The 26583-nt window shown below is 71.1% G+C and carries 20 protein-coding genes; 14 read left to right on the top strand and 6 right to left on the bottom strand.

Features of this window, described 5'->3' with window-relative positions:
• Positions 1–162: 162 nt before the first annotated feature.
• Both ABD481_RS18525 and ABD481_RS18520 read right to left on the bottom strand, forming a co-directional pair.
• Entirely contained in the window at positions 163–2538 is a 2376-nt protein-coding gene (locus ABD481_RS18525; protein ID WP_344666935.1) for a beta-xylosidase/alpha-l-arabinosidase, read from the bottom strand.
• A 61-nt stretch (positions 2539–2599) separates the two neighbouring features.
• Positions 2600–3628: a LacI family DNA-binding transcriptional regulator gene (locus ABD481_RS18520; RefSeq protein ID WP_344666934.1), complete on the bottom strand. Its 1029-nt coding sequence runs from the start codon at positions 3626–3628 to the stop codon at positions 2600–2602.
• 141 nt (positions 3629–3769) lie between these two features.
• On the opposite strand from ABD481_RS18520, the gene ABD481_RS18515 reads away from it, so the two are divergent.
• The 4 genes from ABD481_RS18515 to ABD481_RS18500 are packed head-to-tail and all read left to right on the top strand — an operon-like array spanning position 3770 to position 8505.
• Complete coding sequence (locus ABD481_RS18515) at positions 3770–5149, top strand: extracellular solute-binding protein (protein ID WP_344666933.1); 1380 nt, start codon at positions 3770–3772, stop codon at positions 5147–5149.
• On the top strand, positions 5146–6063 hold the full coding sequence (locus tag ABD481_RS18510) for a carbohydrate ABC transporter permease (protein ID WP_344666932.1): 918 nt from the start codon (positions 5146–5148) through the stop codon (positions 6061–6063). Before ABD481_RS18515 ends, ABD481_RS18510 begins: the two co-directional genes overlap by 4 nt.
• 7 nt (positions 6064–6070) lie before the next feature.
• Positions 6071–6949, top strand: a complete 879-nt coding sequence (locus ABD481_RS18505; protein WP_344666931.1) for a carbohydrate ABC transporter permease — start codon at positions 6071–6073, stop codon at positions 6947–6949.
• Positions 6950–6966: 17 nt separating this feature from the next.
• A complete protein-coding gene (locus ABD481_RS18500) occupies positions 6967–8505 on the top strand; it encodes an endo-1,4-beta-xylanase (RefSeq protein ID WP_344666930.1) in 1539 nt (512 codons plus the stop codon).
• A gap of 197 nt (positions 8506–8702) precedes the next feature.
• Here ABD481_RS18500 and ABD481_RS18495 read toward each other — a convergent pair whose 3' ends face one another.
• Entirely contained in the window at positions 8703–9314 is a 612-nt protein-coding gene (locus tag ABD481_RS18495; RefSeq protein WP_344666929.1) for an FAD-dependent monooxygenase, read from the bottom strand.
• 80 nt (positions 9315–9394) lie between these two features.
• Between ABD481_RS18495 and ABD481_RS18490 the strand changes: the two genes are divergently transcribed.
• From ABD481_RS18490 to ABD481_RS18460, 7 genes are all read left to right on the top strand, one after another.
• Positions 9395–9907: a hypothetical protein gene (locus ABD481_RS18490; protein WP_344666928.1), complete on the top strand. Its 513-nt coding sequence runs from the start codon at positions 9395–9397 to the stop codon at positions 9905–9907.
• A gap of 117 nt (positions 9908–10024) precedes the next feature.
• Positions 10025–11620: an iron uptake transporter permease EfeU gene (gene efeU, locus ABD481_RS18485; RefSeq protein WP_344666927.1), complete on the top strand. Its 1596-nt coding sequence runs from the start codon at positions 10025–10027 to the stop codon at positions 11618–11620.
• Between the two features lie 78 nt (positions 11621–11698).
• Positions 11699–12925 carry an iron uptake system protein EfeO gene (gene efeO / locus ABD481_RS18480; protein WP_344666926.1) on the top strand — a complete coding sequence of 409 codons (1227 nt, stop codon included), beginning with the start codon at positions 11699–11701 and terminating at the stop codon, positions 12923–12925.
• Positions 12926–12969: 44 nt separating this feature from the next.
• Positions 12970–14451, top strand: coding sequence for an iron uptake transporter deferrochelatase/peroxidase subunit (gene efeB / locus ABD481_RS18475; RefSeq protein WP_344666925.1), 1482 nt, complete (start codon positions 12970–12972; stop codon positions 14449–14451).
• Positions 14452–14714: 263 nt separating this feature from the next.
• Positions 14715–15941, top strand: a complete 1227-nt coding sequence (locus ABD481_RS18470) for a cytochrome P450 (protein ID WP_344666924.1) — start codon at positions 14715–14717, stop codon at positions 15939–15941.
• A 5-nt stretch (positions 15942–15946) separates the two neighbouring features.
• A complete protein-coding gene (locus tag ABD481_RS18465; protein WP_344666923.1) occupies positions 15947–16231 on the top strand; it encodes a ferredoxin in 285 nt (94 codons plus the stop codon).
• A gap of 139 nt (positions 16232–16370) precedes the next feature.
• Positions 16371–17027 carry a PRC-barrel domain-containing protein gene (locus ABD481_RS18460; protein WP_344666922.1) on the top strand — a complete coding sequence of 219 codons (657 nt, stop codon included), beginning with the start codon at positions 16371–16373 and terminating at the stop codon, positions 17025–17027.
• 163 nt (positions 17028–17190) lie between these two features.
• On the opposite strand, the gene ABD481_RS18455 is transcribed toward ABD481_RS18460, so the two are convergent.
• Both ABD481_RS18455 and ABD481_RS18450 read right to left on the bottom strand, forming a co-directional pair.
• Positions 17191–18693: an NAD-dependent succinate-semialdehyde dehydrogenase gene (locus tag ABD481_RS18455; RefSeq protein ID WP_344666921.1), complete on the bottom strand. Its 1503-nt coding sequence runs from the start codon at positions 18691–18693 to the stop codon at positions 17191–17193.
• 102 nt (positions 18694–18795) lie between these two features.
• A complete protein-coding gene (locus ABD481_RS18450) occupies positions 18796–19782 on the bottom strand; it encodes an AI-2E family transporter (RefSeq protein ID WP_344666975.1) in 987 nt (328 codons plus the stop codon).
• Between the two features lie 776 nt (positions 19783–20558).
• On the opposite strand from ABD481_RS18450, the gene ABD481_RS18445 reads away from it, so the two are divergent.
• Positions 20559–21761, top strand: coding sequence for an MFS transporter (locus ABD481_RS18445; protein ID WP_344666920.1), 1203 nt, complete (start codon positions 20559–20561; stop codon positions 21759–21761).
• 5 nt (positions 21762–21766) lie between these two features.
• Here the strand turns inward: ABD481_RS18445 and ABD481_RS18440 are convergent, their stop codons facing one another.
• A complete protein-coding gene (locus ABD481_RS18440) occupies positions 21767–22495 on the bottom strand; it encodes a helix-turn-helix domain-containing protein (RefSeq protein WP_344666919.1) in 729 nt (242 codons plus the stop codon).
• A 172-nt stretch (positions 22496–22667) separates the two neighbouring features.
• Between ABD481_RS18440 and ABD481_RS18435 the strand changes: the two genes are divergently transcribed.
• Entirely contained in the window at positions 22668–24908 is a 2241-nt protein-coding gene (locus ABD481_RS18435; RefSeq protein WP_344666918.1) for a molybdopterin-binding protein, read from the top strand.
• Positions 24909–24924: 16 nt separating this feature from the next.
• Entirely contained in the window at positions 24925–26208 is a 1284-nt protein-coding gene (locus tag ABD481_RS18430; protein WP_344666917.1) for a S53 family peptidase, read from the top strand.
• Positions 26209–26583 lie beyond the last annotated feature (375 nt).

Raw genomic sequence — 26583 nt, 5'->3', positions numbered from 1 at the left:
TTGCGTCCGAAAATTCGGGCTGTCAACGTTCTTGCAAACCGTTGTCCCTGATGAGAGCCCTGATAGCCGTTGACATGCGGAAACTTCTTTCCGGCGCGGCAATTCTTTGCAAAGATCGTGGATCATCAGGGTGTGGAGGATGACGGCCGTGTGTCCGGACAGTCAGCCGGCCAGATGTTCGCGCGGCACTTGCTGGTCTGCCTCCACCTCCGCACTCAGCACCCGATCCGCGCCCACCTCGCGCCGCGCTCCGGTCAGCGTGACCGGCAGCTTCGCCCGGATGTCCGTGCTGGAGGCGCCGACGTGCAGTTCGACGTGGCCGGGTTCGACCAAGCGCGTCATGGAACGCCCGGTGAACGAGGTCAGATCGGCATGCAGGGCGAGCCGGACGGTGCGGGACTCGCCCGGCTCCAGGTCGACCCGGGAGGCCGCGATCAGCCTGCGGACCGGACGGACCACCTCGGCGACCGGATCGTGCAGGTAGACCTGGACGACTTCGCTGGTGGCGCGGTCGGTGTCGTTGCGCAGGGGAACCGTCAGCCGGCACACGCCGTCGGTCGGCCACTCCCCCGCCGACTCCCCCGCCAACCCCCCCGCCAACTCCCCCGCCGCCTCCGCCTCGCCCCACGTCGCGGCGGCGTACGACAGCCCATGGCCGAAGGGGAACAGGGCAGTCGGGTCCACGCTGCTGGACTGGTTCCGCGCCCCCAGTGGCGGCGCGAGGTACGTCGAAGGCTGACTCGCCCCGGCTGCCGGAAAGCTGACCGGCAGCCGCCCGGCCGGATTCGCCTTGCCGGACAACACATCGGCCAGCGCCGAGCCGCCCTCCTCGCCGGGGAAGAACCCGCACACCACAGCCGCGAGCCGATCGATCTGTCGCGAAAGCTCGTAAGGCCGCCCGACCAGCAGCACCAACACCACCGGGGTCCCGGTGCCGAGCACCGCCTCCAGCAGTTCCTCCTGCCGCCCGGGCAACCTCAGGTCGGCGGCATCGCAGCCCTCGCCGGAGGTCCCCGCGCCGAACAGCCCGGCCTCGTCCCCGAGCGCCACCACCGCGACGTCGGCCTCGGCCGCGGCGCGGACCGCCGCCTCAATGCCCTCGTCGTCGCCGCCGAGCACCGGGCAGCCCTGCTGATAGCGCACGTCGAAGTCGGCCAGCGCTTCGAGCAGCGTCGGGATCTCCACTCCCATCGGCAGATCCGGGTGGTTGACCCCGACGTGCCGCGGAAACGAGTAGCACCCGAGCATCGCGCCCGGGTCGTCGGCCCGGGGGCCGATCACCGCGATCCGCCGGCCGGGGGCCAACGGCAGCGTCCCGTCGTTGGCCAGCAGCACGATCGACCGTCGCGCCAGCCGCCCGGCCAGCTCCCGGGCCGAGACGTCGTCGAGCTCCGGCGCGCTCTCCCGCAGGATCGGCGCCTCGGGCGACCACCCGGGATCGAGCAGCCCCAGCTCGAACTTCTGCCGCAGCACCCGCTCCAGCGCCCGGTCCACCAGCGCGACGTCCACCGCCCCGGAGCGCACCGCCTCGATCAGCGGCGCCCGGTAGCAGGCCGCGCTCGGCAGCTCCACATCGATCCCGGCCGTCAGCGCCTTCCCCGCCGCCTGCCCGGCATCGGCGGCGACTCCGTGCTGCGTCTCCAGGAACGAGATCGAGAAGTAGTCCGCGACCACCGTCCCACCGAAACCGAGCCGTCCGCGCAGCAGATCAGTCAGCAGCGCCGGATCGTCCGCGGCCGGCACACCATCAGTGTCGGTATACGCGTTCATCACCGACCGCGCACCGGCTCGCAGCGCCATCTCGAACGGCGGCAGAATCACGTCGGCCAGCTCCCGCGGCCCCATCGACACCGGCGCCATATTGCGTCCGGCCCGCGACGCGGAATAGCCGGCGAAGTGCTTCAGCGTCGCGACGACCCCCGCTGATTCGAGCCCTGCGACATACGCGGACCCGATCGTCCCGACCAGGTACGGATCCTCGCCGATGGTCTCCTCGGTACGCCCCCACCGCGGATCCCGTGCCACGTCCAGCACCGGCGCAAGACCCTGATGTGCGCCGAGCCGGCGCATCGTCGCCCCGATCCGCGCACCCAGTTCGCGCACCAGATCCGGATCGAAGCTCGCGCCCCAGCACAGCGGCGAGGGAAACGCCGAAGCACGCCACGCCGCCAGGCCGGTCAGACACTCCTCGTGCACCTGCGCCGGAATCCCGAACCGCCCGGCGGCCATGATCTGCCGCTGCACCGCCGCCAAACCCCGCGCGCCCTCGACCGGATCGACCGGCGCGGTGCCGTAGACCCGGGTCAGCTGTCCGACACCGGTCGCGATCAGCGTCTCCCACTCCGCCGGCAGCCCGGCGAGCTCGTGCTGGAACGGGGCGACGGTGCCCTCGGCGGAGTCGATGCCGACCCACAGCGCGTACAGCTGCGCGGCCTTCTCCTCCACGGTCATCCGCGCCATCAGGTCCCTGATCCGCTCGGCCACCGGGGCCTGAGGGTCGCGCCAGACCCCGCCGATCGATATGTCCACAGCCGTCATGAGGAGGTCCCTTCAGCCGTGGGCCGCCGGGCGCCGGTGCGCGCCGGGAGCCCGGTGCCGGTCAGTGAGCCGCGCTGAGCCCTCGCGTCGAATTCCGGACGACGAGCCTGGTCGGGAGCATGATGTGGGTCTGTTCCGGCTCGGCCTGCCCGCGCACCAGGCCGATCAGCAGCTCCACCGCCCGCCGCCCCATCTCCCGGATGGGCTGCTCGACGGTGGTGAGCATCGGCGTGCAGCGCGTCGCCTCGGGGATGTCGTCGAAGCCGACCACCGACAGGTCGCGCGGCACCCGCAGGCCCATCCGCCGCGCCACCTCAATGGTCGCTATCGCCGACAGGTCGTTGGCGGCGAACACCGCGGTCGGGCGGTCGGCGGCGCCGAGCAGCCGTTCGGCCTGGTCGGCGGCCAGCCCGGGGTCGTAGGAGCCGAGCCGGACCAGGCGCTCGTCGACGGCCGCGCCGGCCGCCGCCATCGCCTGGCGGAAGCCCTGCTCGCGGAGCTGGGCCGAGAGCAGGTCGGGACGGCCGGTGAGCATCGCGATCCGCCGGTGGCCCAGGCCCAGCAGGTGCTCGGTGGCCGCGCGGGCGCCGGAGAGGTTGTCGGAATCCACGGTCGGGCGGCCGCCGGGGCCGGTGTGCGGGTCCACGGCCACCACCGGCGCCCCGTACCGGAGATCCACCACGGTCGGCGTCACCAACACCGCGCCGTCGACCAGGGTCCCGGACAGCCGCGACAGGTAGCGCCGCTCCCACCCGACCTGGTCCCGGGCCCGGCCGCCGGCCGAGTAGACCACGAGTTCGAACCCTGAGCCGCGCACCGCGTCACCGGCGCCCTTGAGGAGCTCGGCGCTGAAAGGTTCAAGGTCGGCCACCAGGATCCCGAGGACGTTGGTCCGGTGGTTGCGCAGGCTCTGCGCCACCAGACTCGCCTCGTATCCGAGTTCTTCGATCACGGCCTTGACATGCGCGGTGGTGTCCGCGGACACGCCGTAGCGCTCGTTGATGACTTTCGAGACCGTCGCCACCGACACGCCGGCCTGCCGGGCGACGTCCCGGATGGTGACGCGCGAAGCACTGGGATCCGTCTGCACGGGGCCCAGGATAGCGAACAACGAAAACGTTATCGATAACGATTGACACGAGGTTTCGCCGGGCGCAGACTCGGACCCACCCCGGCCCCCATCGCGCAACCCGACTCCCCATCGCCAGGCGTTGTCCAGGAGTGGATCACGATGAGCATCCGCAATTCCCGTATCGCAGCCCTCGTCCTCGCCACCGCCGCCGCGCTGAGCGCGGCCGCCTGCGGCAGCGGTTCGCCGAGCCCCCAGGGCTCGGCCGGCTCGACGAGTTCGAACCCCGCAACGGCCGCGAGCTCCGGCTCGGCCTCGGCCCCGACCCCGGGCACCACCTCGAACGCGGACGCCGCGGCCACCATGACGTGGTGGCACAACGGCACCTCCGACCCGCTGCTGACCGTGTGGCAGCACGCCGCCGACGCCTACCACGCGGCGCACCCGAACGTCACGATCAAGGTCGACCCGATCCAGAACGAGCAGTTCCAGACCAAGGTGCCGCTGGCGTTGCAGGGTTCTGACTTCCCGACCATCTACCAGCAGTGGGGCGGCGGCCAGGAGGCCAGTCAGCTCAGCTCCGGCAAGGTCCTGGACCTGAGCGCGGCCACCTCGGGCTGGGTCTCGCAGCTCGGTCCGGCGGCCGCGGCCTGGCAGGTGAACGGCAAGCAGTACGGCGTCCCCTACGACCTGCACGTCGTCGGGTTCTGGTATCGCAAGGACCTGTTCGCCCAGGCCGGCATCACCGCTCCCCCGGCCACCCTCGACGACCTGAACGCCGACGTGGCCAAGCTCAAGAGCGCCGGCCTGGCCCCGATCTCGATCGGCAGCAAGGACCGCTGGCCCGACGCCTTCTGGTGGGAGTACTTCGCCGTCCGCGAGTGCTCGCTGAACACGCTCAAGACCCAGATACCGGCGCTGAAGCTCACCGACGGCTGCTGGAAGCGGGCCGGCGACGACCTGACGGCGTTCCTGGCCACGAAGCCGTTCCAGGACTCGTTCCTCGGCACCCCGGCCCAGCAGGGCGCCGGCAGCTCCGCGGGCCTGCTGGCCAACGGCAAGGCGGCGATGGAGCTGCAAGGCGACTGGGAGCTCGGCACGATGACGTCGCTGACCTCCGACAAGAACCTGGCCTCCGAGGTCGGCTGGTTCCCGTTCCCCGCGGTCACCGGCGGCCAGGGCGACCCCGGCGTCGCGCTCGGCGGCGGCGACGGCTTCTCCTGCACCGTCGGAGCGCCGGCGGCCTGCGCCGACTTCCTGAAGTACCTCGACGACCAGGACGTCCAGAGCCAGATCGCGGCCCAGGGCATCGGCCTGCCGGTGAACCCGGCGGCGGCCTCGTCGCTGACCGACCCGGCGCTGCAATCGGCTTTCCAGTACAGCCATTCGGCCTCTTACATCCAGACCTACTTCGACATCGCCATGCCGACGAACGTCGGACAGGCGCTGGACTCCGCGGTCGCCGACTTCTTCGCCGGCAAGGGCAGCACGCAGTCGATCATCGACTCGGTGAGCAAGGCGTCCTCGGGCAGCGACAAGTGAGCGTGGGCCGAGCACATCCGGCCCCGCGGCGCCGGGCCGAGCTGCTGGTCCTGCTGAGCCCGGCCACGGTGCTGTTCCTCGCCTTCGTCATCGCGCCGATCGGGATCGCGGTCTACTACAGCCTCTACACCTGGAACGGCTTCGGGCCGCTGAGCGACTTCGTCGGCCTGAAGAACTACACCGACGCGCTCACCGGCTCGGTCTTCCGGACCGCGGTGCGGCACAACCTGGTGCTGGTGGGACTGTCCCTGGTGCTCCAGCTCCCGATCGTGCTGGCGCTGGCGCTGCTGCTGAACCGCCGGATGCGCGGCCGCTCGGTGTTCCGCGTCATCGTCTTCGCGCCGTACCTGCTCTCCGAGGCGACGGCGGCGATCGTCTGGACCCTGATGCTCTCGCCGGACGGCTTCGTGGACCGGACGCTGCGCGCCTTCGGGCTCGGCTCGCTGGTCCACGGCTGGCTGGCCGACCCGGGCATCGTCTTCTACGTCCTGTTCGTGGTGATCACCTGGAAGTACCTCGGGTTCGGCGTCATCCTGCTGCTGGCCGGGCTGCAAGCGGTGCCCGGCGAGCTGCGCGAGGCCGCGGCCATCGACGGCGCCTCGCCGTGGCAGACCACGCGGCTGGTGGTGGTGCCGCTGCTCGGGCCGACGATCCGGATCTGGGTCTTCCTGTCGGTGATCGGCTCGCTGCAACTGTTCGACCTGGTGTGGATCATGACGCTGGGCGGACCGGCGCACGCCTCCACGACCATGGTCACCTACATGATCGACCACGGCTACCGCGGCAACGAGTACGGCTACGGCAGCGCGGTGTCGGTGATCGTGTTCGTGGTCTGTTTCGCCTTCGCCCTGCTGTATCAGCGCTATGTGCTGCGGCGGGACACCGAGGGCGCCCTCACCCGGGCCGCGGGGTGAGGCAGCGGTGGCCACCACGATGCAGGCGGTCCGGTCCCGCGCCGCCGAGACCACCGGACGGCGCCGGCGGCGCTCGGGCGCGACCGTCGCGGCCTACGCCGCGGCCGCCGTCGTCGCCGGCCTGGTCCTGCTCCCGCTGCTGTTCGTGGCCGTCGACGGCTTCCGCAGCACCGCGCAGATCAACGACGACGCCGTGGGCTGGCCGAGCCCGTGGCGGTGGCGGAACTACACCGGCATCCTGGGCGACTCCCAGTTCTGGACGTTCCTCGGCAACAGCGCCCAGGTCGCCGTCACCGCGACCGGGCTGGCCGTGGTCTGCGGCGCGATGGCGGCCTTCGCACTGGCGCGGTACTCCTTCGCCGGACGGGAATGGCTTTACGGCTTCTACGTTCTGGGCCTGCTGCTGCCGCCGGCCGTCGCGGCCCTGCCGCTGCGGCTGTGGATGTCCCACCTGGGCCTGCTGGAGAACGTCTACGGGCTCGGAGTCGCCGAGGCCGCGTTCTCGCTGCCGGTGACGATCGTGATCCTGCGGCCGTTCCTGGCCGCGATCCCCACCGAACTCCAGGACGCCGCCGTGATCGACGGCACCGGCCGCCTCGGCTTCTTCTGGCGGATCGTGCTGCCGCTGTCCGGCCCGGGGCTGGCGACGGTCTCGGTCCTGGCGTTCGTGACGAGTTGGAACAGCTATCTGTTGCCGCTGCTGGTCTTCGACGATCCGCGGCACTTCACCCTGCCGCTGGGAGTGGCCACGTATCAGTCCCAGTATTCCCAGGACACCGCCAAGGTCATGGCGTTCACCGCGCTGTCGATCGTCCCGGCGGTGGTCTTCCTGGCCTTCGCCGAGCGGCGGGTGGTGGGCGGCCTGACCGGGGCCGTCAAGGGTTGAGTGGAAGGAGTGGACACATGCACACCGATCTCAGCGTCCGGAGAAACCCGGATCCGGAACCGGAACCGGAACCGGCGCCGGGCCGGGCCGCGGGTCCAGGCGGCCGGACCCGCTCGCGCAAGCTGGCCGCGGTCACGGCGGTCGTCGCCAGCGCCGCGCTGGCCGGCAGCCTGGCCCTGGTGAAGCCGGCGGCCGCCGCCACCTCGCTGAAGTCCCTGGCCGAGGCCAAGGGCAAGTACTTCGGCACCGCGCTGACCCAGTCGAACCTGAGCAACTCCACGCTCACCAGCGTCGCCAACGCCCAGTTCGACATGATGACGCCGGGCAACGAGATGAAGTGGGACACCACGGAGCCCTCGAACGGCAGCTACAACTTCGGCCCCGGCGACGCCCTGGTCAGCTACGCGGTCGCGCACTCGATGCGGGTGCGCGGGCACAACCTGGTGTGGCACAGCCAGCTGCCGTCGTGGGTGTCGAGCCTGCCGACGAACCAGGTGCAGGCGGCCATGGAGGCGCACATCACCACCGAGGCCACGCACTACAAGGGCCAGGTCTACTCCTGGGACGTGGTCAACGAGCCGTACAACGACGACGGCACGCTGCGGCAGGACGCGTTCTACAACGCCATGGGCTCCGGCTACATCGCCGACGCCCTGCGCACGGCGCACGCCGCCGACCCGAACGCCAAGCTCTATCTGAACGACTACAACATCGAGGGTGAGAACGCCAAGAGCAACGCGCTCTACTCGCTGGTGCAGTCGCTGATCTCGCAGGGGGTGCCGATCAACGGCATCGGCCTGGAAAGCCACTTCATCCTCGGCCAGGTGCCCTCCACGATGCAGGCCAACATGGCCCGCTTCGCCGCGCTCGGCCTGGACGTCGCGGTGACCGAGCTCGACGACCGGATCCAGCTGCCGGCCAGCAGCGCGAACCTGGCGCAGCAGGCCACCGACTTCGCGGCGGTGCAGAACGACTGCCTGGCCGTGACCCGCTGCGTCGGTGTCTCGCAGTGGGGGGTCGGGGACGCGGACTCCTGGATCCCGGGGTTCTTCTCCGGCTACGGCTCGGCGACGATGTACGACCAGAACTACCAGCCGAAGCCCGCCTACAACGCGCTCGTGGCGGCGCTCGGAGGGTCGACGGGTTCGAGTTCGTCGACGCCGACGACGCCGTCGACACCGCCGTCGACCACGCCGTCGACACCGCCGTCGTCCCCGTCGAGCTCCGCGCCGGGCGGCGGGGCGTGCAAGGTGGCGGACGCCGTGAACGCGTGGAACACCGGGCTGACCGAGAGCATCACGATCACCAACACCGGATCCTCGGCGGTGACCGGCTGGAGCCTGGTGTTCCCGCTGGCCGCAGGCCAGACCATCACCAACGGCTGGAACGCCGCCTACAACCCGAGCTCGGGCCAGGTCACCGCGACGAACCTGAGCTACGACGCGACGATTCCGGTCGGCGGGTCGGTGAACATCGGTTTCCAGGCGACCCACACCGGGAACACGGGCGCTCCGACTTCGTTCAGCTTGAACGGTCAGGCGTGCAGCATCGGGTAGCCCGATAGCACTGGACCCGACGAACGAATTCGGTGAAAGCGCGGCGGCTGCGGGGACCGTATCTCCTTGCAGCCGTCGCCTTTCGCTGCGTCAGCTGCTTGCGCTGCGCCACCGGCTCGCATGCATGTACGCATGCACGCATATGCACCCGGTCATCGGCTGAGCAACCGCCTGAGCACCTCCGTCAGCCGGCCGGCCTAGCCGGAGTCCTCGGCGTGCCAACCGACCATGTGGTCCGGCCGGACCAGCAGGGCACCGTCCCCGGCGATGCCGACGCCCCGGCCGAAGGTGCCATACGTATCCTGATAATCACCGCCGAAGCCGATCGAGTGCACCGCCACCTCGAATCCGAGCTCGGCCTCGGCCTTCGCCGCCGCCGCCTTCCAGTCCTGGGCACCGGAAGGACCGGTGAGGACGGTCACCCGGTCGGCCACCTGGGCGGTCACGCCCTCGGCGTCCTGGGCGAAGGTCCGGAACTCGGTGTTGAGCAGCTGGGTGGCGCCGCGCAGCCCGGCCGCCGTCACCAGAATCGGCTCCAGGCGGTCCTGCGGCAGGTCGCAGATGGCGGTGGCGGACGCCAGGTCGTGCTCGGCCTGCCAGGCCGGGTGGGTGTACCAGGTCCGGAGCCGGCCGAACTCCTTGCCGGCGAGGCTGGAGGTCCACACCGTGGTGCCGCCGCTGGTGAGCCAGATTCCGCGGTTCGCGCGGGCGATGGTGGCGATCGGGGAGGCGAGGGCGGCGGAGGTGGCGGAGGCGGCGACGGCCGGGGTGGAGGCTGCGGAGGCGGTAGGCGATCGCGGCTCGCTCAAGTCCGAAGAAGCCTGACTCTCGCCGACTCGGGGGATCCAGAAGCAGTAGTCCCCCACCGCGACAGCCCTACGCTAAGCCCGTGGATGACGACCAGTGGATCGCCCATGTCGCGGCCGGACTCGACGCCGACCAGTTGGCGTTTCTCATCGCGTGGCATGAGCGCATCCGTTCTTGGCCGCGTGATGCTCGTGCCGATCTGCGGCCTGTGGACGAGCATGACGGGTGCCTCGTCGTCTTCGCCGATCTTGTCGACACTGATCACCACTGTTCGCTGCTGACGCTGGCTGCCCACTACGACGGGATCACGGTGCGCGCGGACCGGGTGAGCAGTCAGCACTTCGTCCTGCCGGCGGCTCCGAGTCCGGATCGGCTGACTGCCGGCGGTGCGCCGGAGGAACTCGCCGAGCGCACGGCCTCGTGGTTCGAAGACATACTGCGGCGGCGTGTGCTGCGCGAGGAGTGGGGCGGTCGGCACAAGCGGGTCGCTCGCCGGTGGTTGTTCGCCAGGTCAGGGGACGCGCTCGTGGTCCAGGGTCCGCAGCAGGAGGGGCAGGCGGACTTCATTTACAGCGCGCGTACCGAGTGGTCCTAGACCCCGGTCTTTCCAGTTAGGGAAGGGTTCCCTAACATAGGCATGCCTCACCTTGCCTGAGTCGCGGCGTGCGCGCGCCGCGGCTAGCCCACCGTCCCGGAAAGCTGGACCACACGGATGCTCCCCACCTTCGTCATCGGCCTCCGGGAAGGACTAGAAGCCGCCCTCATAGTCGGCATCATCGCCGCGTTCCTCGGGCAGCAGGGCCGTCGAGACCTGCTCCGCTGGATGTACGCGGGCGTCGCGGCGGCCGTTCTTCTCTGCGTCGCCGTGGGTATCGGCCTGGAGGCCGCCTCCGCCGACCTCCCCCAGAAGCAGCAGGAGGGTCTGGAGACCGTCATCGGCGTCCTCGCCGTCGGCATGGTCACGTACATGGTCGTGTGGATGCGCCGCCACTCCCGCGAGCTCAAGAAGCAACTCGAAGGTCTCGCCGCGCAGGCCCTGGAGCAGGGCACCGCGGGACGCGCCATGGTGCTCATGGCCTTCCTCGCCGTCCTGCGCGAAGGGTTCGAGACGGTCGTCTTCCTCCTCGCCGCCTTCCACGAGTCCGACAACACCGCGCAGGCCGGCGGCGGCGCGGTCGCCGGAATCGCGGTCGCCGTGCTGCTCGGCTACGGCATCTATCGCGGCGGCGTGCGCCTGAACCTGTCGAAGTTCTTCCGCGCCACCGGGATCGTGCTGGTCCTGGTCGCCGCCGGCCTCGTCGCCAGCGCGCTGCGCACCGCGCACGAGGCGGGGTGGCTCAACGCCGGGCAGCAGTCGACCGTCGACCTCAGCAGCGTGGTGCGCCCCGGCTCGGTCCAGTCGGCCCTCCTCACCGGGATGCTCGGGATCCAGAGCCATCCGGCGTTGATCGAGGCGGTCGGCTGGCTGGTGTACCTGGTCCCGATCGGGCTCTACATCGCGTGGCCCCCGCAGCGGACGCCCGCCACCCGGACCCTGATCCGCACCGGGCTGGCGGTCGCCGGAGCCGGGGCCGTCACCACCGCGGTGCTGGCGTTCGCCGCGCCGACGGTCCGGCCGGCCGATCCTCCGGCCGCCACGGCGACGTTCTCGCTGGGCGCCATGGCGACGGACGGTGCGCCTGGCAGCGTGACGGCGCAGCGCAGCGGGACCGAAGACCACAACGGCCTGTCGACGTACGTCTACACCGCCACCAGCACCGCGCCGGCCACCGACCGACCCGCCGAGCTCACCTACGAACAGGCCGCGACGCTCAACGGCGGGCGGCTGCCGCTCGGGGTCCGGGGGGCCAATCAGTCGGGCCAGTCCAACCAGTCCGGCCAGTCCGGCCAGTCCGGCCAGTCCGGGTCTGCCGCTGCGGTCCACGTGACCTACACGAGGACGACAACGACCACGCTCTGGGTCGACCCCCGCACCTCCCGCATCACCGACCTGCGATGGACCGACAGCACCCGCGCCACCTTCGTCGGCACGCCGGTCGGCGATGTGCCGCTCGACAAGCCGGTCGCGGCCGCCGATCACGCCCTCCCCGCCGCCACCGCCCAGGCTGCCGCCGCCGCGGCTCGCCACGACCAGTCCGCCGTGGAGCGCCGGGACGGCTTCGTGACCGGCGCGTGGCTCAGCGCCGCCGTCGCAGGCCTGGCACTCGTTTGGGCGGCCTGGCTCAGCGCGGCGGACCGCCGTAAGCGGGGGCCGCGCGTGACGCACGTCACGGCCGATCCGTCCGTGAGCCCGTCCACGCCGGTGTAACTTAGGCAAGCCTTACCTAACCTGTCTTGCCTGACCTTGCAGGTCGCGTCGTTCCCCGATCCCTATCAGGAGCCAGCCTTGTCCGCCCAGACCGCCCGGACCACCCTCACCGGCCTCGCCGTGACAGCGCTCGCCGCCGCCGCGCTCACCGCTTGCAGCTCGTCGAAGTCCTCGGACTCGAAGCCCTCGGCCTCCGGGTCCTCCTCCCAGCCCGCCGCCGCGGCCGCCGCGTCGTCCTCGGCCGGCGACCCCCACAAGGCGGTCGTCACCGTCACCGCCGCCGGCGGCTGCGCCGTGGACCACACCGAGTTCCCGGCCGGGCAGGTCACGTTCGAGATCACGAACAAGGACGCGACCGCCGTCAGCGAGATCGAGCTGCAGAGCGGCCAGCGGATCATCGGCGAGAAGGAGAACCTGCCGCCCGGGTTCTCCGGCTCGTTCTCGGTCACCGTCGAGGCCGGCTCGTACACGCTGTACTGCCCCGGCTCGGGCCAGCCGACGCGGACCATAACCGTCACCGGCAGCGCCGCCGCCCCGGCCGACGCCGACCTGGCCACGCTACTCGCACAGGGCACGAAGGAGTACGCCACCTACGTCAACACGCAGGTCGGGTACCTGGTGGACACCTCGCAGGCACTGACCGCCTCGCTCAAGGGCGGCGACCTGGCGGCGGCGCAGAAGGCTTACATGAAGGCCCGGCCCTTCTACGAGAAGATCGAGCCGGTCGCCGAGTCCTTCGCGGTGGGCACCGACGACCTCGACAAGGCCATCGACGCGCGCGCCGACGACGTGCCGGCCGCGGAGTGGTCCGGATTCCACCGGATCGAGAAGGGCCTGTTCGAGGACAAGAGCCTGGACGGCCTGGCACCGGTCGGCGACGCCCTGGTGGTGAACCTGAAGAAGCTCCAGAGCCTGACCGCGAACCTGGAGTACAAGCCGTTCGAGCTGGCCAACGGCGCGCAGGAACTGCTCGACGAGGTGTCCAGCACGAAGGTCACCGGCGAGGAGGAGCGCTACTCGCACATCGACCTGCTGGACTTCCAGAACAACGTCGAGGGCTCCGAGCAGGCCTTCGCCGACCTCAAGCCGGCCCTGACGAAGATCGACCCGGCGCTGACCACCCGCATCTCGGACGCGTTCGCCGCGCTGGACAAGCTCGTCGACGGCTACCGCACCGGAGACAACCCCTCGGGCTTCGTGCTGTACACCGCGCTCCAGGACGCCGACAAGCCGAAGCTGGCCGCGGCGGTGAAGGCGGTGCAGGAGCCGCTGTCACAGGTGGCCGCGAAGGTGACGAAGTCCTAGTCCACGACGACGACAGCGGGGTGGGGAACGAGGAGGGAAGCACGGTGAACGAGCAGGGCGCAGGCCAGGGAGCTGCGGACGGGTCGGTCGGCGGCCGTGACGGTCGACGCGGCGCTGGGGAGTCCGGCGGGGTGGGTTCGGGCGGCAGCACTGGCCACGCCGGCGAGGGCGGGTCCAAGAAAACAAGCTCGGATTCTGGTTCTGGTTCAGCCAGCGCCAACAGCTCCCCCGCCAGCCGCCGCCAGCTCCTCGGCCGCGCCCTCGGCATCGCCGCCGGAGCGACCGCCGCCGGTGGCACCGGGTTCGGGATCGCCCGGGCCACCGAGTCCGACGCGGCGCCCGACACAGCGCCCGGCGTCGCCCCGAGCCGCGGCACCACCGCCGGCCAGGGTGCCGCTCCCGCCTCGGCCGTCGTCCCCTTCTACGGCGCCCACCAGGCGGGCATCGCCACTCCGGCTCAGGACCGGCTGGCGTTCGCCGCCTTCGACCTCACCACCACCTCCGTGCAGGACCTCCAGATCCTGCTCGGTACCTGGGCCGCCGCGGCTTCGCAGATGACGCGCGGGCTGCCGGTCGGCGCGGTCGAGACCAGTCCGCAGGCGCCGCCCATCGACACCGGCGAGGCCGAGGGGCTCGGCGCGGCGCGGCTCACCATCACCGTGGGCTTCGGCCCCTCGCTGTTCGATCAGCGGTTCGGGCTGTCCGGCAAGCGGCCGGCGGCGCTGGCCGATCTGCCGACGCTGCCCGGCGACGGCTCGCTGATCCCGGCGCGCGGCGGCGGGGACCTGTGCGTCCAGGCCTGCGCCGACGATCCGGTGGTGGCGTTCCACGCCATCCGCAACTTCGCCCGGCTGGCCCGCGGCAAGGCGGTGATCCGCTGGTCGCAGCTCGGGTTCGGGCGGACCTCGTCGACGTCCGTGGACCAGCAGACCGAGCGCAACCTGCTGGGTTTCAAGGACGGCACCCGCAACATCAAGGCCGAGAGCGGCGCGGACCTGAACGGCTACGTGTGGGTCGGCGCCGAGGGCGAACAGGCGTGGATGCGGGGCGGCAGCTACCTGGTCGCGCGGCGCATCAGGATGCTGATCGAGTCGTGGGACACCGACTACCTCGCCGATCAGGAGAACGTCTTCGGCCGGTTCAAGACCTCCGGCGCGCCGCTCACCGGCAAGGCGGAGTTCGACACGCCGGACTTCGCTGCCCAGGGCGCCGACGGCCGGCCGGTGATTCCGGTCAACGCGCACATCCGCCTGGCCGCTCCGGAGACGAACGACGGCCAGAAGATCCTGCGCCGGGGCTACTCCTACACCGACGGCATCGACGCCACGACCGGTCTGCTCGACGCCGGGCTGTTCTTCATCGCCTACCAGAAGGACCCGCGCAAGCAGTTCGTGCCGATCCAATCCCGGCTCGGGCAGCACGACAACCTCAACGAGTACATCCGCCACACCGGCAGCGCGCTGTTCGCGGTGCCGCCCGGCCTGACGGCCGCCGGGGACTGGTGGGGCAAGGCGCTGTTCGGGTAGCGCGCGGCGCGAAACAGCTCGCGCGCCGCGAAAAACAGCTCGGGCGCCGCGAAACAGCTCGCGCCGCGCGACCGGCCGCCGGGAAGCCCCCGGCGGCCCAGTCCTATATAAGGATACTCACACACTTCTCGCACCGTAATGATTTGTCCTGAACAAATAACGATTCTCCCCTTTATTCGCCACACTGCGCGAGTTAATCTGAACCCTGAGTTAGTTAGCTAGTGAAGCTAACTTCCCGCGCCACAGGGAAAGGGATCAGGCGCATGACTCTCGCCGACCACCCCATCGACCGACCGTTCCACGCCCCGACCGACCTGCTCGCCGTCCCCGCCGCCCGCGGCGGCTGCCCCTTCGACCCGCCTCCCGCCTACGACCGGGCCCGCGAGGAGGCGCCGGTGTCCCGCGTGCGGCTGTGGGACGGCACCACCGCCTGGATGCTCACCCGGCACGAGGACGTCCGCGCCGTGCTGGCCGACAAGCGCTTCAGCGCCGACGCCACCAACCCGGGATTCCCGTTCCTCAGCTCGGGGCGGCGCGTGCTCGCCACGATGAGCGCCAGCTTCATCCGCATGGACGACCCCGAGCACGCCCGGCTGCGGCGGATGCTGACCGGCGACTTCATCGTCAAGCGGGCCGAGGCCCTGCGGCCCCGGATCCGGGTGATCGCCGAGGACCTGCTGGCCGCGATGACCCGGGACCGCGACCACGCGGACCTGGTGCCGGAGTTCGCGCTGCCGCTGCCGTCGCTGGTGATCTGCCTGCTGCTCGGCGTCCCCTACACCGACCACGCCTACTTCCAGCAGCGCAGCAACACCCTGCTGAGCAACACCGCCTCGCTGGAGCAGGTCCAGGCGGCGCGCGCCGATCTCGGCGACTACCTGGCCGAGCTGGTGACGGCCAAGCGGGGGCGCGACGACGACGACATCATCGGCCGCCTGGTCCGCCAGGACGTGCTGACCACCGAAGAGATCGCCGCGATGGGCATGCTGCTGCTGGTGGCCGGGCACGAGACCACCGCCAACATGACCTCGCTGTCGATCCTGACCCTGCTGCGCGATCCGGAGCAGATGGCGCGGCTGCGCGCCGAGCCGGAGCTGATCCGCGGCGCGGTCGAGGAGCTGCTGCGGTATCTGACGATCGTCCACACCGGCGTGGCCCGGGTCGCGCTGGAGGACGCCGAGGTCGGCGGCCGCACCATCCCGGCCGGGGACGGCGTGCTGCTGATGCTCAACAGCGCCAACCGCGACGACCGCGCGTTCCCCGACGGCGACCGGCTGGACGTCGGCCGCGACGCGCGGCACCACGTCGCGTTCGGATTCGGCGTGCACCAGTGCCTGGGGCAGCCGCTGGCGCGGACCGAGCTCCAGGTCGCGTTGGACGTGCTGCTGACCGGGCTGCCGAACCTGCGGCTGGCGGTGCCGTTCGAGGAGATCCCGTTCCGGCACGACATGCTGGTCTACGGCGTGCACAGCCTCCCGGTCGCGTGGTGAGCGCGGTGGCTGTCGAGAACATTCAGGAGAACACTCCGGAGAACTCTCAGGAGACCTCTCAAGAGACCGAGAAGCCGGCCGAGGACGCCGTCTTCCGCGTCCGGGCCGACCGCGCCAAGTGCTGCGGCGCGGGCATGTGCACCCTGAACGCGCCCGAGGTGTTCGACCAGGACCCGGACGAGGGACTGGTCGTCCTGCTCGACCCGGATCCGCTGCCGGAGCAGCACCGCGCCGTGCGCGACGCGGTACGGCTGTGCCCGTCCGGAGCGCTCAGCGTCGAGCAGGGGTGATCTGCCGATCCGGGCTCATGGCGGCCGTCCCAGTGCCGCCATGAGCCCGGATCGGTCTCTCCGCCGCCGCCTCGGACCCCGCTGATGATGTTTGACCTGGCCCGCACCGGTTACCCATGGTCAGACAAGGGAGCAGGTTATGAGGGACACGGTCGAGTTCGTGATCGGGACGGACGTCAGCTGCGCAGGGCAGGAGTGCGGGACGGTGGCGTTCGTCGTCGTCGATCCGGTGGCGCGCAGACTCACCCATTTGGTCGTCCAGCCGGATCCGCCGGGGCTGTCCCGGCTGGTGCCGGTCGAGCTGGCGCGGCTGCGGCCCGGGCAGGTCGACCTGACGTGCACGGTCGAGGAGTTCCAGGCCCTGGAGCCGGCGTTGCAGGAGCGGTTCCTTCCCGGGTCCGAGGACGACTGGGGATACCGCAGCGACCAGGTCCTGGCGTGGCCGTTCTTCGGCCTGGCGCCCGGCGGCGCCGGGATCACCACCATGGAGCCGCCGGCGCTGCCCGAACCGGAGCCGGAGTACCGGCTGCCGGCCGGGGAGGTGCCGATCCATCGGGGCGAGCATGTCCGCGCCGCCGACGGCCGGATCGGCAAGGTACGCGGCCTGGCCGTGGACCGCGCCGACGGCGGGGTGACGCACGTGCTGCTCGACGAGGGCCACCTGTGGGGCCACAAGCTGGTCGCGATCCCGATCGGCGTGGTGGGCGCGGTCGACGAGGACGAGATCGAGGTGCGGCTGACGAAGGAGGAGATCCGGGAGCTGCCGGCGGTCGAGCTCGATGAGGAAGCGGGCTGATTCGCTCGAAGGTCGGGCGGTGCCAGGAGTGACCTCGGTGTGCCCGGACTGACCTGGCTGGACCTGACCTCGCTGGGTCTGACCTCGCTGGACCTGACCTGGCTGGGCCCGGGCTGACCTCGCTGGGCCTGACCTGGCACAGCGAGGTCGGATCCGCGCTGTCTCAAGAATCCTTGTCGAGCCCCGCGAACGGGTCGGCGATCCCCACGTACCGGGTCTCCAAGTACTCCTCGATCCCCTCCAGCCCGCCCTCCCGGCCGATGCCGGACTGCTTGACACCGCCGAACGGCGCCGCCGGGTTCGACACGATGCCGGTGTTGATGCCGACCATGCCGGTGTCGAGGCGCTCGGCCAGGCGCAGGCCGCGGTTCAGGTCCTTGGTGAAGGCGTAGGCGACCAGGCCGTACTCGGTGGAGTTGGCCAGCCGCACCGCTTCGTCCTCGGTGTCGAACACGACGATCGGCGCCACCGGGCCGAAGATCTCCTCGCGCAGGATCTCGGCGTCGGCGGGCAGGTCGGTGAGGACCGTGGGCTGGTAGAAGTAGCCGGGGCCGGGGATCTTGGCGCCGCCGGTCACGACCCGCGCCCCGCCCGCGACGGCGGCCGTGACCAGCCGCTCGACCTTGTCCCTGGTGTCGTCGTCGACGAGCGGCCCGATCTTGGTGTCCGGCAGCGTCCCGCGGCCGACGGTGTGCCGGCTGAACCGCTCGGCCAGGCGGCGGGTGAACTCCTCGGCGACCGAGCGGTGCACCAGCAGGCGGTTGGCCGCGGTGCAGGCCTCGCCGCCGTTGCGGAGCTTGGCCAGCATGGCGCCGTCGACGGCCTGCTCCAGGTCGGCGTCCTCGAACACCAGCAGCGGCGCGTTGCCGCCGAGCTCCATCGACACCCGCAGCACCTGCTCGGCGGAGTCGGCGATCAGCCGGCGGCCGACCTCGGTGGACCCGGTGAAGGACAGCTTGCGCAGCCGGGGGTCGCGGATCAGCGGACCGGTGACGGCGCCGGCGTGCCGGGTCGGGATGACGTTCACGACGCCGTCCGGGACGCCCGCCTCGATCAGGGTCTGGGCCAGCAGCAGCGTGGTGAGCGGAGTCAGCGTGGCGGGCTTGAACACCACGGTGCACCCGGCGGCCAGCGCCGGGCCGATCTTGCGCGTGCCCATCGCCAGCGGGAAGTTCCACGGCGTGATCAGCAGGCTGGGACCGACCGGCCGCTTGGTGACCAGCAGCCGCGCGGCGCCGTCCGGCGCGACCGAGTAGCGGCCGCTGACCCGGTTGGTCTGCTCGGAGAACCAGCGCAGGAACTCGGCGCCGTAGGCGACCTCGGCCCGCGAGTCGGCCAGGGGCTTGCCCATCTCCAGCGTCATGAGCAGCGCGAAGTCGTCGGCGCGCGCCGTGACGAGCTCGAAGGCCTTGCGCAGGATCTCGGCCCGCGCCCGGGGCGCGCTGCGGGCCCACGAAGCCTGCGCGGCGTCGGCAGCGGCCAGCGCCGCCATGCCGTCCTCGGGGGTGGCGCTGGCAATGGTGGCGAGCAGCTCGCCGGTGGAGGGGTCGTGGACGTCGACGGTCCCGCCGTCGCCGGCGGGGCGCCACTGTCCGCGGATGAGCAGGCCCTTGGGGACGGAGTCCACCAGCTGTCGTTCCTGGTCCTGGGAAATGGTCTCGGTCACGACCTCCAGCCGACCACGGACCGCCGGGGATGACAACCACCCGGCGTCCGAACGGCGCCCGACGCCCGACGCCCGACGCCCGAGGCCCGATGCCCGCGAGACTCACGCCCGGTCCCGCGCCGGGAACACCACCTCGTCCAGGACCAGGCTGACAGCCGTCGCGACCGGCACCGCGACCAGCGCCCCGACGATACCCAGCAGCGCACCGCCGATCAGCACCGCGACCATCGTCGCGACCGGATGCAGCCGGACGACGTACCGCATGGTCAGCGGCGTGGTGACGTGGTCCTCGGCGAAGCGGAAGCCGACGTAGAACAGCGCGGTGGCGATCGCGACCGGCCAGGAGACCGTCAGCGCGACCAGCGAGACCACGATCCCGCCGATCGTCGAACCGATGATCGGAATCAGATCCATGATCGCGACGAAGAACCCGAGCAACGTGCCGTAGGGAATGCCGGTGGCCCACGCCCACAACGTGGTGGCGACCCCGGCCAACGCCGACGTGGCGACATTGGCCAGCATGTACCGCCCGACCTGCCGAATGACCTGATCGGTAAGCGCCTCGACCCGCGGCCGCCGCGTGGCCGGCAGCAACCGCAGCACGAACGCCTTGATGGCGGGCAGCCCGATCATGAAATACACGGTCAGCGTGACGACGATGAACACCCCGGTGAACAACCCGAGCAGAACCCGCCCCGCCCCGAGCACCCCCGAAGCCAGCTTGGTACCGAGATCCCCGGAGGACAGCTGCTGCTGCACCTTCTCAATGACGTGGTACCGATCCTCAAGCCGACCGAGCTGCGAGTTGTGGTCGCGCAACTCCTGAAGCCAGACGGGAATCCGAACAGTGAGCTGGTCAACTTCCTTACCGACTGGCGGAATCACAAGCGCGACAAACAACGCGGTCAACGCCACCGCGACGAGCACGACAACCATGACGATGAGCCCACGCGGCATCCGCCGCCGCCGCAACGCCGCCACCACCGGCTCCAGACTGACCGCCGCGAACAGCGCCAGAAGCACGAGGGTGAGGATCTGCGCGGTCTGAAGGAGCGCGCGGCCGAGCGCGTAGGCGGCGAGGAAGCCGATGCCCAGGCCGAAGCCGATGCGGATCCAGGAGCTGGAGGTGGGGCGGGGGCGGGGGCCGGGGGCGGGATCGGGGCCGAAGCCAGAGCCGAGACCCGAACCAGACCCCGAACCAGAACCCGAACCCGGACCTTGGCCAGAGCCGAGACCAGCGCCCGAACCTGGGTCAGAGCCAAGATTGGAACCAGCATCGGAACCGGATCTGAAGCCGGAGCCGGAATCGGAACCAAGGTTGGACCTGGAGCCGGAGCCAGAACCAGGGTCGGATCTGGACCTGGAGCCGGAGCTTGGGCCAGATCCAGAACTGAAGTCAGAGCCGGAACCAAGGTTGGAACTGGAGCCGGAGGTTGAGCCTTGGCCGGAGCTCGGGCTCGGGCCGGAGCTTTGGCTTTGGCTTGGGCCGGAGCTTGGGCTTGGGTCGGAACCGGAACCGGAGCCAGGGCCAAAGTCCGGATCGGCGCCTGGCCGACCCGGATCCGAGCGCTGACCTTCGCCCGAGCCCGGGCCCCGTTCCCAGCCCAGGTCCTGCCTCCGGTGCGCTGCTCGGCGGGGCGCCGGAAGCGCCGGCCGTTTACGACTCACTCACGATCGCCCGTTCGCGTGACCATGCCCACCAGGCAATCGTCGGTGGTTCGGGGTGGTGGGGCATGTTGGGCGCGCCGATCGGCTGATGGGGGTTGGCTGTCAGGGGGCTGATGCGGGGGGTTGTGGGTCTGGTGTGCCTTGACCCTCTTGGGCTATCGTCAAGGCAACATTGACGCTCTGAAGGGGTGCGTGCCTTGAGCCTGCTTCCTGAGTCCCGTAAGTTCCGTCGGTTCTGGGTGGCGCGGGTCGTCTCCTTCGGTGGTGCGCAGGTTGCGCAGGTCGCGCTTGTCGTGTTGGCGGCGGGGCGTGGACCTGGGGCTGTCAGCTTTGTGCTGCTCGCGCTGTCGGTGCCGCGGTTGATCGGGCCGTTGGCCGGGGCGTTGGCCGATTTGGTGGACACCAAGCGGATCATGGTGGTCAGCGAGGTCGGGCAGGCCTGCCTGTTCGGTGTCGTGGCTGTCGCGCCGTTTCGGGTGGGGGTGGATGTGCCGCTCGTCGCGGTGGCGACGGTGTTGAACACGGTCTTTCTGCCTGCTGGGCGGAGTTCGATTCCGCGGATGGTGGCGCCGGGTGATCTGCCGCGTGCGTTCGCGGCGATGGCGATGTGCTTCAACATCGGGTACGCGGCCGGGCCGCTGGTCGGGGGCGCACTGCTCGCGGTGCTGGATCCGAGGCTGGTTCTGGCTGTCGACGTCGCGGCCCTCGGCGGGTCGGTCGTCCTCCTGCTCGGGCTCCGGCTTCCGGCGGCGCGCCGTGAGGAGGACGCGGTGCGCGTCGGCTATTGGGCCACGCTGCGAGCCGGGCTGACGGTGGTCATCCGCGATCCCCGCCTGCGCCTGGTGTCGCTCGGGTTGTTCTTCACAGTCGCGTTCGCATCGTTGTCCACCGCGGCGCTGGTCTTCGTCGCGACAACCACGCTGCGCGGCCCGACCTGGCTGTACGGAGTCCTCATGAGTGCGTACGGCGTCGGCATGATCGCCGGACCGGCGGTCTTCCTCTCCAGGTGGGGACACGCCGCCGATCCGCTGCGGGTCTGGCGTCGCGGCCAGTTCATGTTCGGGGCGGGGACCACGGTGGTCGGCGCGGTTCCATGGGTCGGGGCCGTGCTGCCCGCGCAGCTGGTCGCCGGGGCGGGCAACGGGGTGGAGAACGTCGCCACCGATCTGCTGATCCAGGAGTCGGCGCCGGCCCGCCTGCTGGGGACGATCAGCAGCGTCACCATCGCGGTCCCGTTCCTGGCGAACACGCTGGCCTACAGCGCCGCCCCGCCGCTCCTGCACGCCGGCGGTCCGCGCGTGACGATGCTCGTCGCCGGGCTCGGGGTGCTCACGGTGAGCACGCTGATCGCGCTGCTGCTGGCGGCCAAGAGCCCCGCCGTCGAGGCTCTCAGCAGCTAGCCCCGTCAGATCCACCCCCGGCGCGCCGCCCGCCATCCCAGCTGCGCCCGGCTCCGGGCCCCGGCCAGGGTCATCAGCTCCCTTACTCGCCGCTCGACGCTGCGCGCGCTCAGGTTCAGCAAGCGGTCGGCGGCCGCGTCCACGAGCAGCAGCCGCAGCAGGTGCAGCGCTTCAGCATCCGGTGCCCAGACCCCGCACAACGCGTCGGCGCCGAACTCCCAGCCGAACGGATCGAACGGATCGAACGAATCGCCCGGACCCGCCGGTTCGATCGGCTCGACCGGCTCGTGCGCATCGTGCGCAGCACGCAGACCCGGCAGCCCTGGTCCCGGCAGCCCCGACCCCGACAGCCCTGGCCCCGACGACAGCCCCGGCCCAGACAGCCCTGGCCCTGCCGGCCCCGCCGCCCCCGCCAACCGTCGCGACCCCCGATCGCAGACCTCGCCCAGCCCCCGCTCCCGTTCCAGCTCCCGTTCCAGCCCCCGCCCCCGCTCCCGCACCAGCAGGCCGTCGCCCCGCCCGCCGATCCCCTCCAAGGCCGCGTTCCGGCCCAGCTGCATCCGGTTCACCGAACCGGACCACCCCATCAACTCCCGGATCCGGCGCTGCACGGTCCGCTCACTCACCCCCGTCCGGTGCGCGGTGGCCCGGTCCGTGAAACCGGCCACCAGGTGGATCAAAGTCCTGTCGTATTCCGGCTCCAGCCGCAGCGTCCAGCTCGCCGACGTGAGCATCAGGGCCTTCCATCCTTCTCGGCGCGTCTTATCTGCTTGACGCCGCAGGCCCCGGCCAGGGTTGCAAACCGGCCTTGTCGTATTACCGACAACTAAGAATGCTGACACCCGCATTCGATCCACGCTAGTAACTGGGGTCGACCATGTTTTCCGTACCTCGGAGGAATCGCCCGTGAGATCACGCCGATCCCGAACCGTATCCGCGCTGGCCGCGTTGGTCGCGGCCGCCGCCTTCACCGTCCCGGCGGCCGCCGCCGGGGCCGACGACCCCGGTGCCCCGGCCCTGCCCACCGCGACGCCGGCCGGCTCGGGGGCCGCAGCCGTCGTCCTGCCCACCGGCGACCGCCTGACCGTGGGCACCGGCGTCCGCGCCGGCGCCATCGGCTACGCCCGCGACGCCGGCGGGTCCGACGCCCTGGCGACCTTCCAGGTCGGCCACGAGACCTACGTGGTGCCCGCGGAGGCCGCCCCCTACCTGGGCCGCAGCCTGGACCTGTCGCTGTTCGACGTCACCAGGCTCGCGGCGTCCGCCGACGGCGGCGTGGCCGGGGCCAAGACCCAGGTGCAGCTGCGCTTCGCCGCCGGTGTGACTCCCACGGCGCCGGCCGGTGTCACGCTGACCGCGGTGAGCGGGCAGAGCGCCACCGGGTACCTGACCCCGGCCTCCGGCCACGCGTTCGCGCAGGCGCTGCGGGACGCGATCAAGGCCGACCTCGCCGCCGGCAAGCCGGCCGGCACCGGGACCCTGTTCGGCGGCCTGACCTCGATGGCCGTGCTCGGCGCCTCGACCCCGGTGCAGCCGCACTACCCGCTGCACATCCTCCAGGTGAACACGCTGGACGACACCGGCGCGCCGACCAGTCTGCCGGTCATCCTGGTCGACCTGGACAACCCCGCCGCGTTCACCGGCCAGGTGTTCTCCTACCAGGGCGTGGCGCGGGTCGCGGTCCCGGCCGGGAACTACGCGGCGATCGCCATCAACTTCGCCTTCGACCCCGCGGCCAACACCCAGAAGGTGGAGATCGCCACCCCGGACGGCATCGTCGTGCCGGACACCGGGACGGTGCCGCCGGCCACCGTGGACATGCGGACCGCGACCTCCCCGGTCAAGGTCACCACGCAGCGGCCCTCGACCCTCGCGGGAAGCCTGACCTCGGTGGCGCGCTCCAACGCCAGCGGCACCTTCTCCGCCACGCTGAGCGTCGATGCCGGAGCCGACACCACGGTGCTCCTGGCTCCGGCGCCGAAGCCGGCGGTCGGATCGCTGACCCTCACCGAGAACTGGATCGCCAATGGCCCGGACACCGCGCGCGACCCCTACCGCTACAACGTGGTGCTGACCTCGGACCACATCGACGCGAACCAGAGCTACGCCCCGGCCGACAGCACGCTGGCCACCCAGCGGCACAAGGCCGTCCTGGACCCGGTCTACGGCACCAACCAGGCGCTGCTGGGCAGCGGCCACGTCAGCAACGGCGGCTACGCCCTGCTCGGCCTGCCGATCCCGGCCGGCGGCCTGACCGAGTACGTCACCGGCGGTCTGCAGTGGACCAGCGAGCTGATGCTGCCGCAGATCCCGAACAGCCAGAACTTCAGCTTCGCGTTCCTGGACGACGACATCCGCACGCTCGCGGCCGGCCAGAGCGTCGCCCGCACCTGGGGCCAGGCCCCGCTGGTCGGGAACTTCGGCCAGCACCCGGCCACCACGCTGAACCTGTACGGCTGCCAGGCCTGCGTCTCCGGCACCACCGTCGCGGCCCTGCTGGGCATGCTCGGCGACAGCAACAAGGACACCACCGGCCTGGACTTCACCGCCGCCGGGACCGCGCAGCTGTACTGGAACGGGCAGCTGGTGTCCTCCGACACCAACCGTCTGGGCTACGTGGTGCAGAACGTGCCGGCCGGCCCCGCGAAGATGCGCATGGTGCTGGACTTCGACCGCACCGCCACCGGCGTGGTGCAGTCGGCCAAGACCCACACCGACGTGACCATCCCGATCCCCGGCAAGAGCAACCCGGCGCTGACGCTGCCGGCCGGCACCTACTGCCCGGCCGCCGCCGACCCGACGGCGACCTGCCAGGTGCTCCCCGCGCTGACGCTGAACTACCAGTTCAACGCCCTTTCGGACACCAACACCTCGCACTCGCCGCGGCAGAACCTGGTGCTGCGGGTCGGCCACCTGTCCTACGGCGGCGTCGGCTCGACCGCGCACATCGCCTCGGTGCGGGTGGCGGTGTCCTTCGACCAGGGCGCGACCTGGCAGGACGTCGCGACGCACGGCGGCGACGGGAACTACGACGCCCACTGGTCCAACCCGGCGCCGGGCAGCCACGTCGCGCTGCGGGTCACCGCGACCGACTGCCTCGGCGGATCGATCACCCAGACCGTGACCGACCCCTACACCGTCGGCTGACGCCATGAGGAGCCTGATGAACCCCACCGACTCCCGGACCCCGGCCAAGCCCGTCCGCACCCGGCTGCGGCTGCTGACCGTGCTGGCCGCCGTCACCGCGCTGGCGGCCGGCTTCGCCACCACGGCGAGCGCGGTCAACACCACCGCCGGCGCCAAGGGCGGCCCCGGCAAGGGCAACACCGCCAAGGTCTGCGGCACCGCCAAGGCGCACCAGGTGCGCTGCTTCGCCGAGCTGCGCACCGACGTGCGCGGCGGCAAGGGCGTGCGCGGCGCCGCCGCGGCCGCGGCCGGCAAGGGCCCGGCGGCGGCCGCGCTGCCGCAGGGCCTGGGCCCGGCCGACCTGCACGCCGCCTACAAGCTGCCGACCACCGGCGGCGCGAACCAGACCGTGGCGATCGTCGACGCCGGCGACGACCCCACCGCCGAGGCCGACCTCGCGGTCTACCGCAGCACCTACGGCCTGCCGCCGTGCACCACGGCCAACGGCTGCTTCAAGAAGGTGAACGAGCGCGGCGCGGCGACGCCGCTGCCGCAGGACATGGGCTGGGGCGTGGAGATAGCCCTGGACCTGGACATGGTCTCGGCGGCCTGCCCGCAGTGCAAGATCCTGCTGGTCGAGGGCGACCAGCCGACGATGGACGACCTGGGCGCCTCGGTGAACACCGCGGTCGCGCTCGGCGCCACCGAGGTGTCCAACAGCTACGGCGGCACCGAGGGCGGCGACGTCCTGTCCGGCGCCGCCTACTACACCCACCCGGGCGTGGCGATCGTCGCCTCCAGCGGCGACTACGGCTACGGCGTCCCGAGCGCCCCGGCGGTGTACCCGAGCGTGGTCTCGGTCGGCGGCACCTCGCTGACCAAGGCCGCCGGCACCGCCCGCGGCTGGACCGAGTCGGCCTGGATCGGCGCCGGCAGCGGCTGCTCGGCCTGGATCGACAAGCCGGCCTGGCAGCACGACGCCAACTGCCCGGGCCGGATGGTCGCCGACGTGGCCGCCGACGCCGACCCGCAGACCGGCCCGGCCGTCTACGGCACCACCGACGGCCTCACCGGCTGGGGCGTCGTCGGCGGCACCAGCGCCTCGTCCCCGTTCCTCGCGGGCGTCATCGGGCTGGCCGGCAACCCGCAGAAGTTCCCGAACGCCTCGGCGTTCTACACCAACCACAGCGCGCTGTTCGACGTGACCAGCGGCAACAACATCACCGGCATCGAATGCGGCGGCGACTACCAGTGCAACGGGGTCGCCGGCTACGACGGGCCGACGGGCTGGGGCACGCCGAACGGCATCGGCGGGTTCTGACAAACCCTCGGCAAGACAGTTCGAACCCTGAGACAGTTCGAACGGTAAAATAGTTCGAACCCTGAGACAGGTGACGACCGAGTGGCCCGCTTCGTCCGAAGCGGGCCACTTCGGCGTGCGCCGCTGAACAAACCGTGGGCATCGTGCGGAGCCGCCGCCCTCATCCACACCGCGAGATTCGTTGGGTCCAGTGGGTGAACGCGCGGACATTCTCCGCCCGGAAGGTCTATAAGGGTTCTGATCTGCATGGTCAAGGTGTCGACATGGAGGCAAAGCGGTGGGCAACTCCCCAATCTGCACGGTTGTCCACAAGATGCTCGTTTACAAACCACTCGCCCGGTTTCTAGGGTGGAAGTGTTCCAAGGAGCGGCTACG

Source organism: Catenulispora yoronensis (assembly GCF_039531695.1).
Classification (GTDB): domain Bacteria; phylum Actinomycetota; class Actinomycetes; order Streptomycetales; family Catenulisporaceae; genus Catenulispora; species Catenulispora yoronensis.
This window is presented reverse-complemented; position numbering and strand designations above follow the sequence as displayed.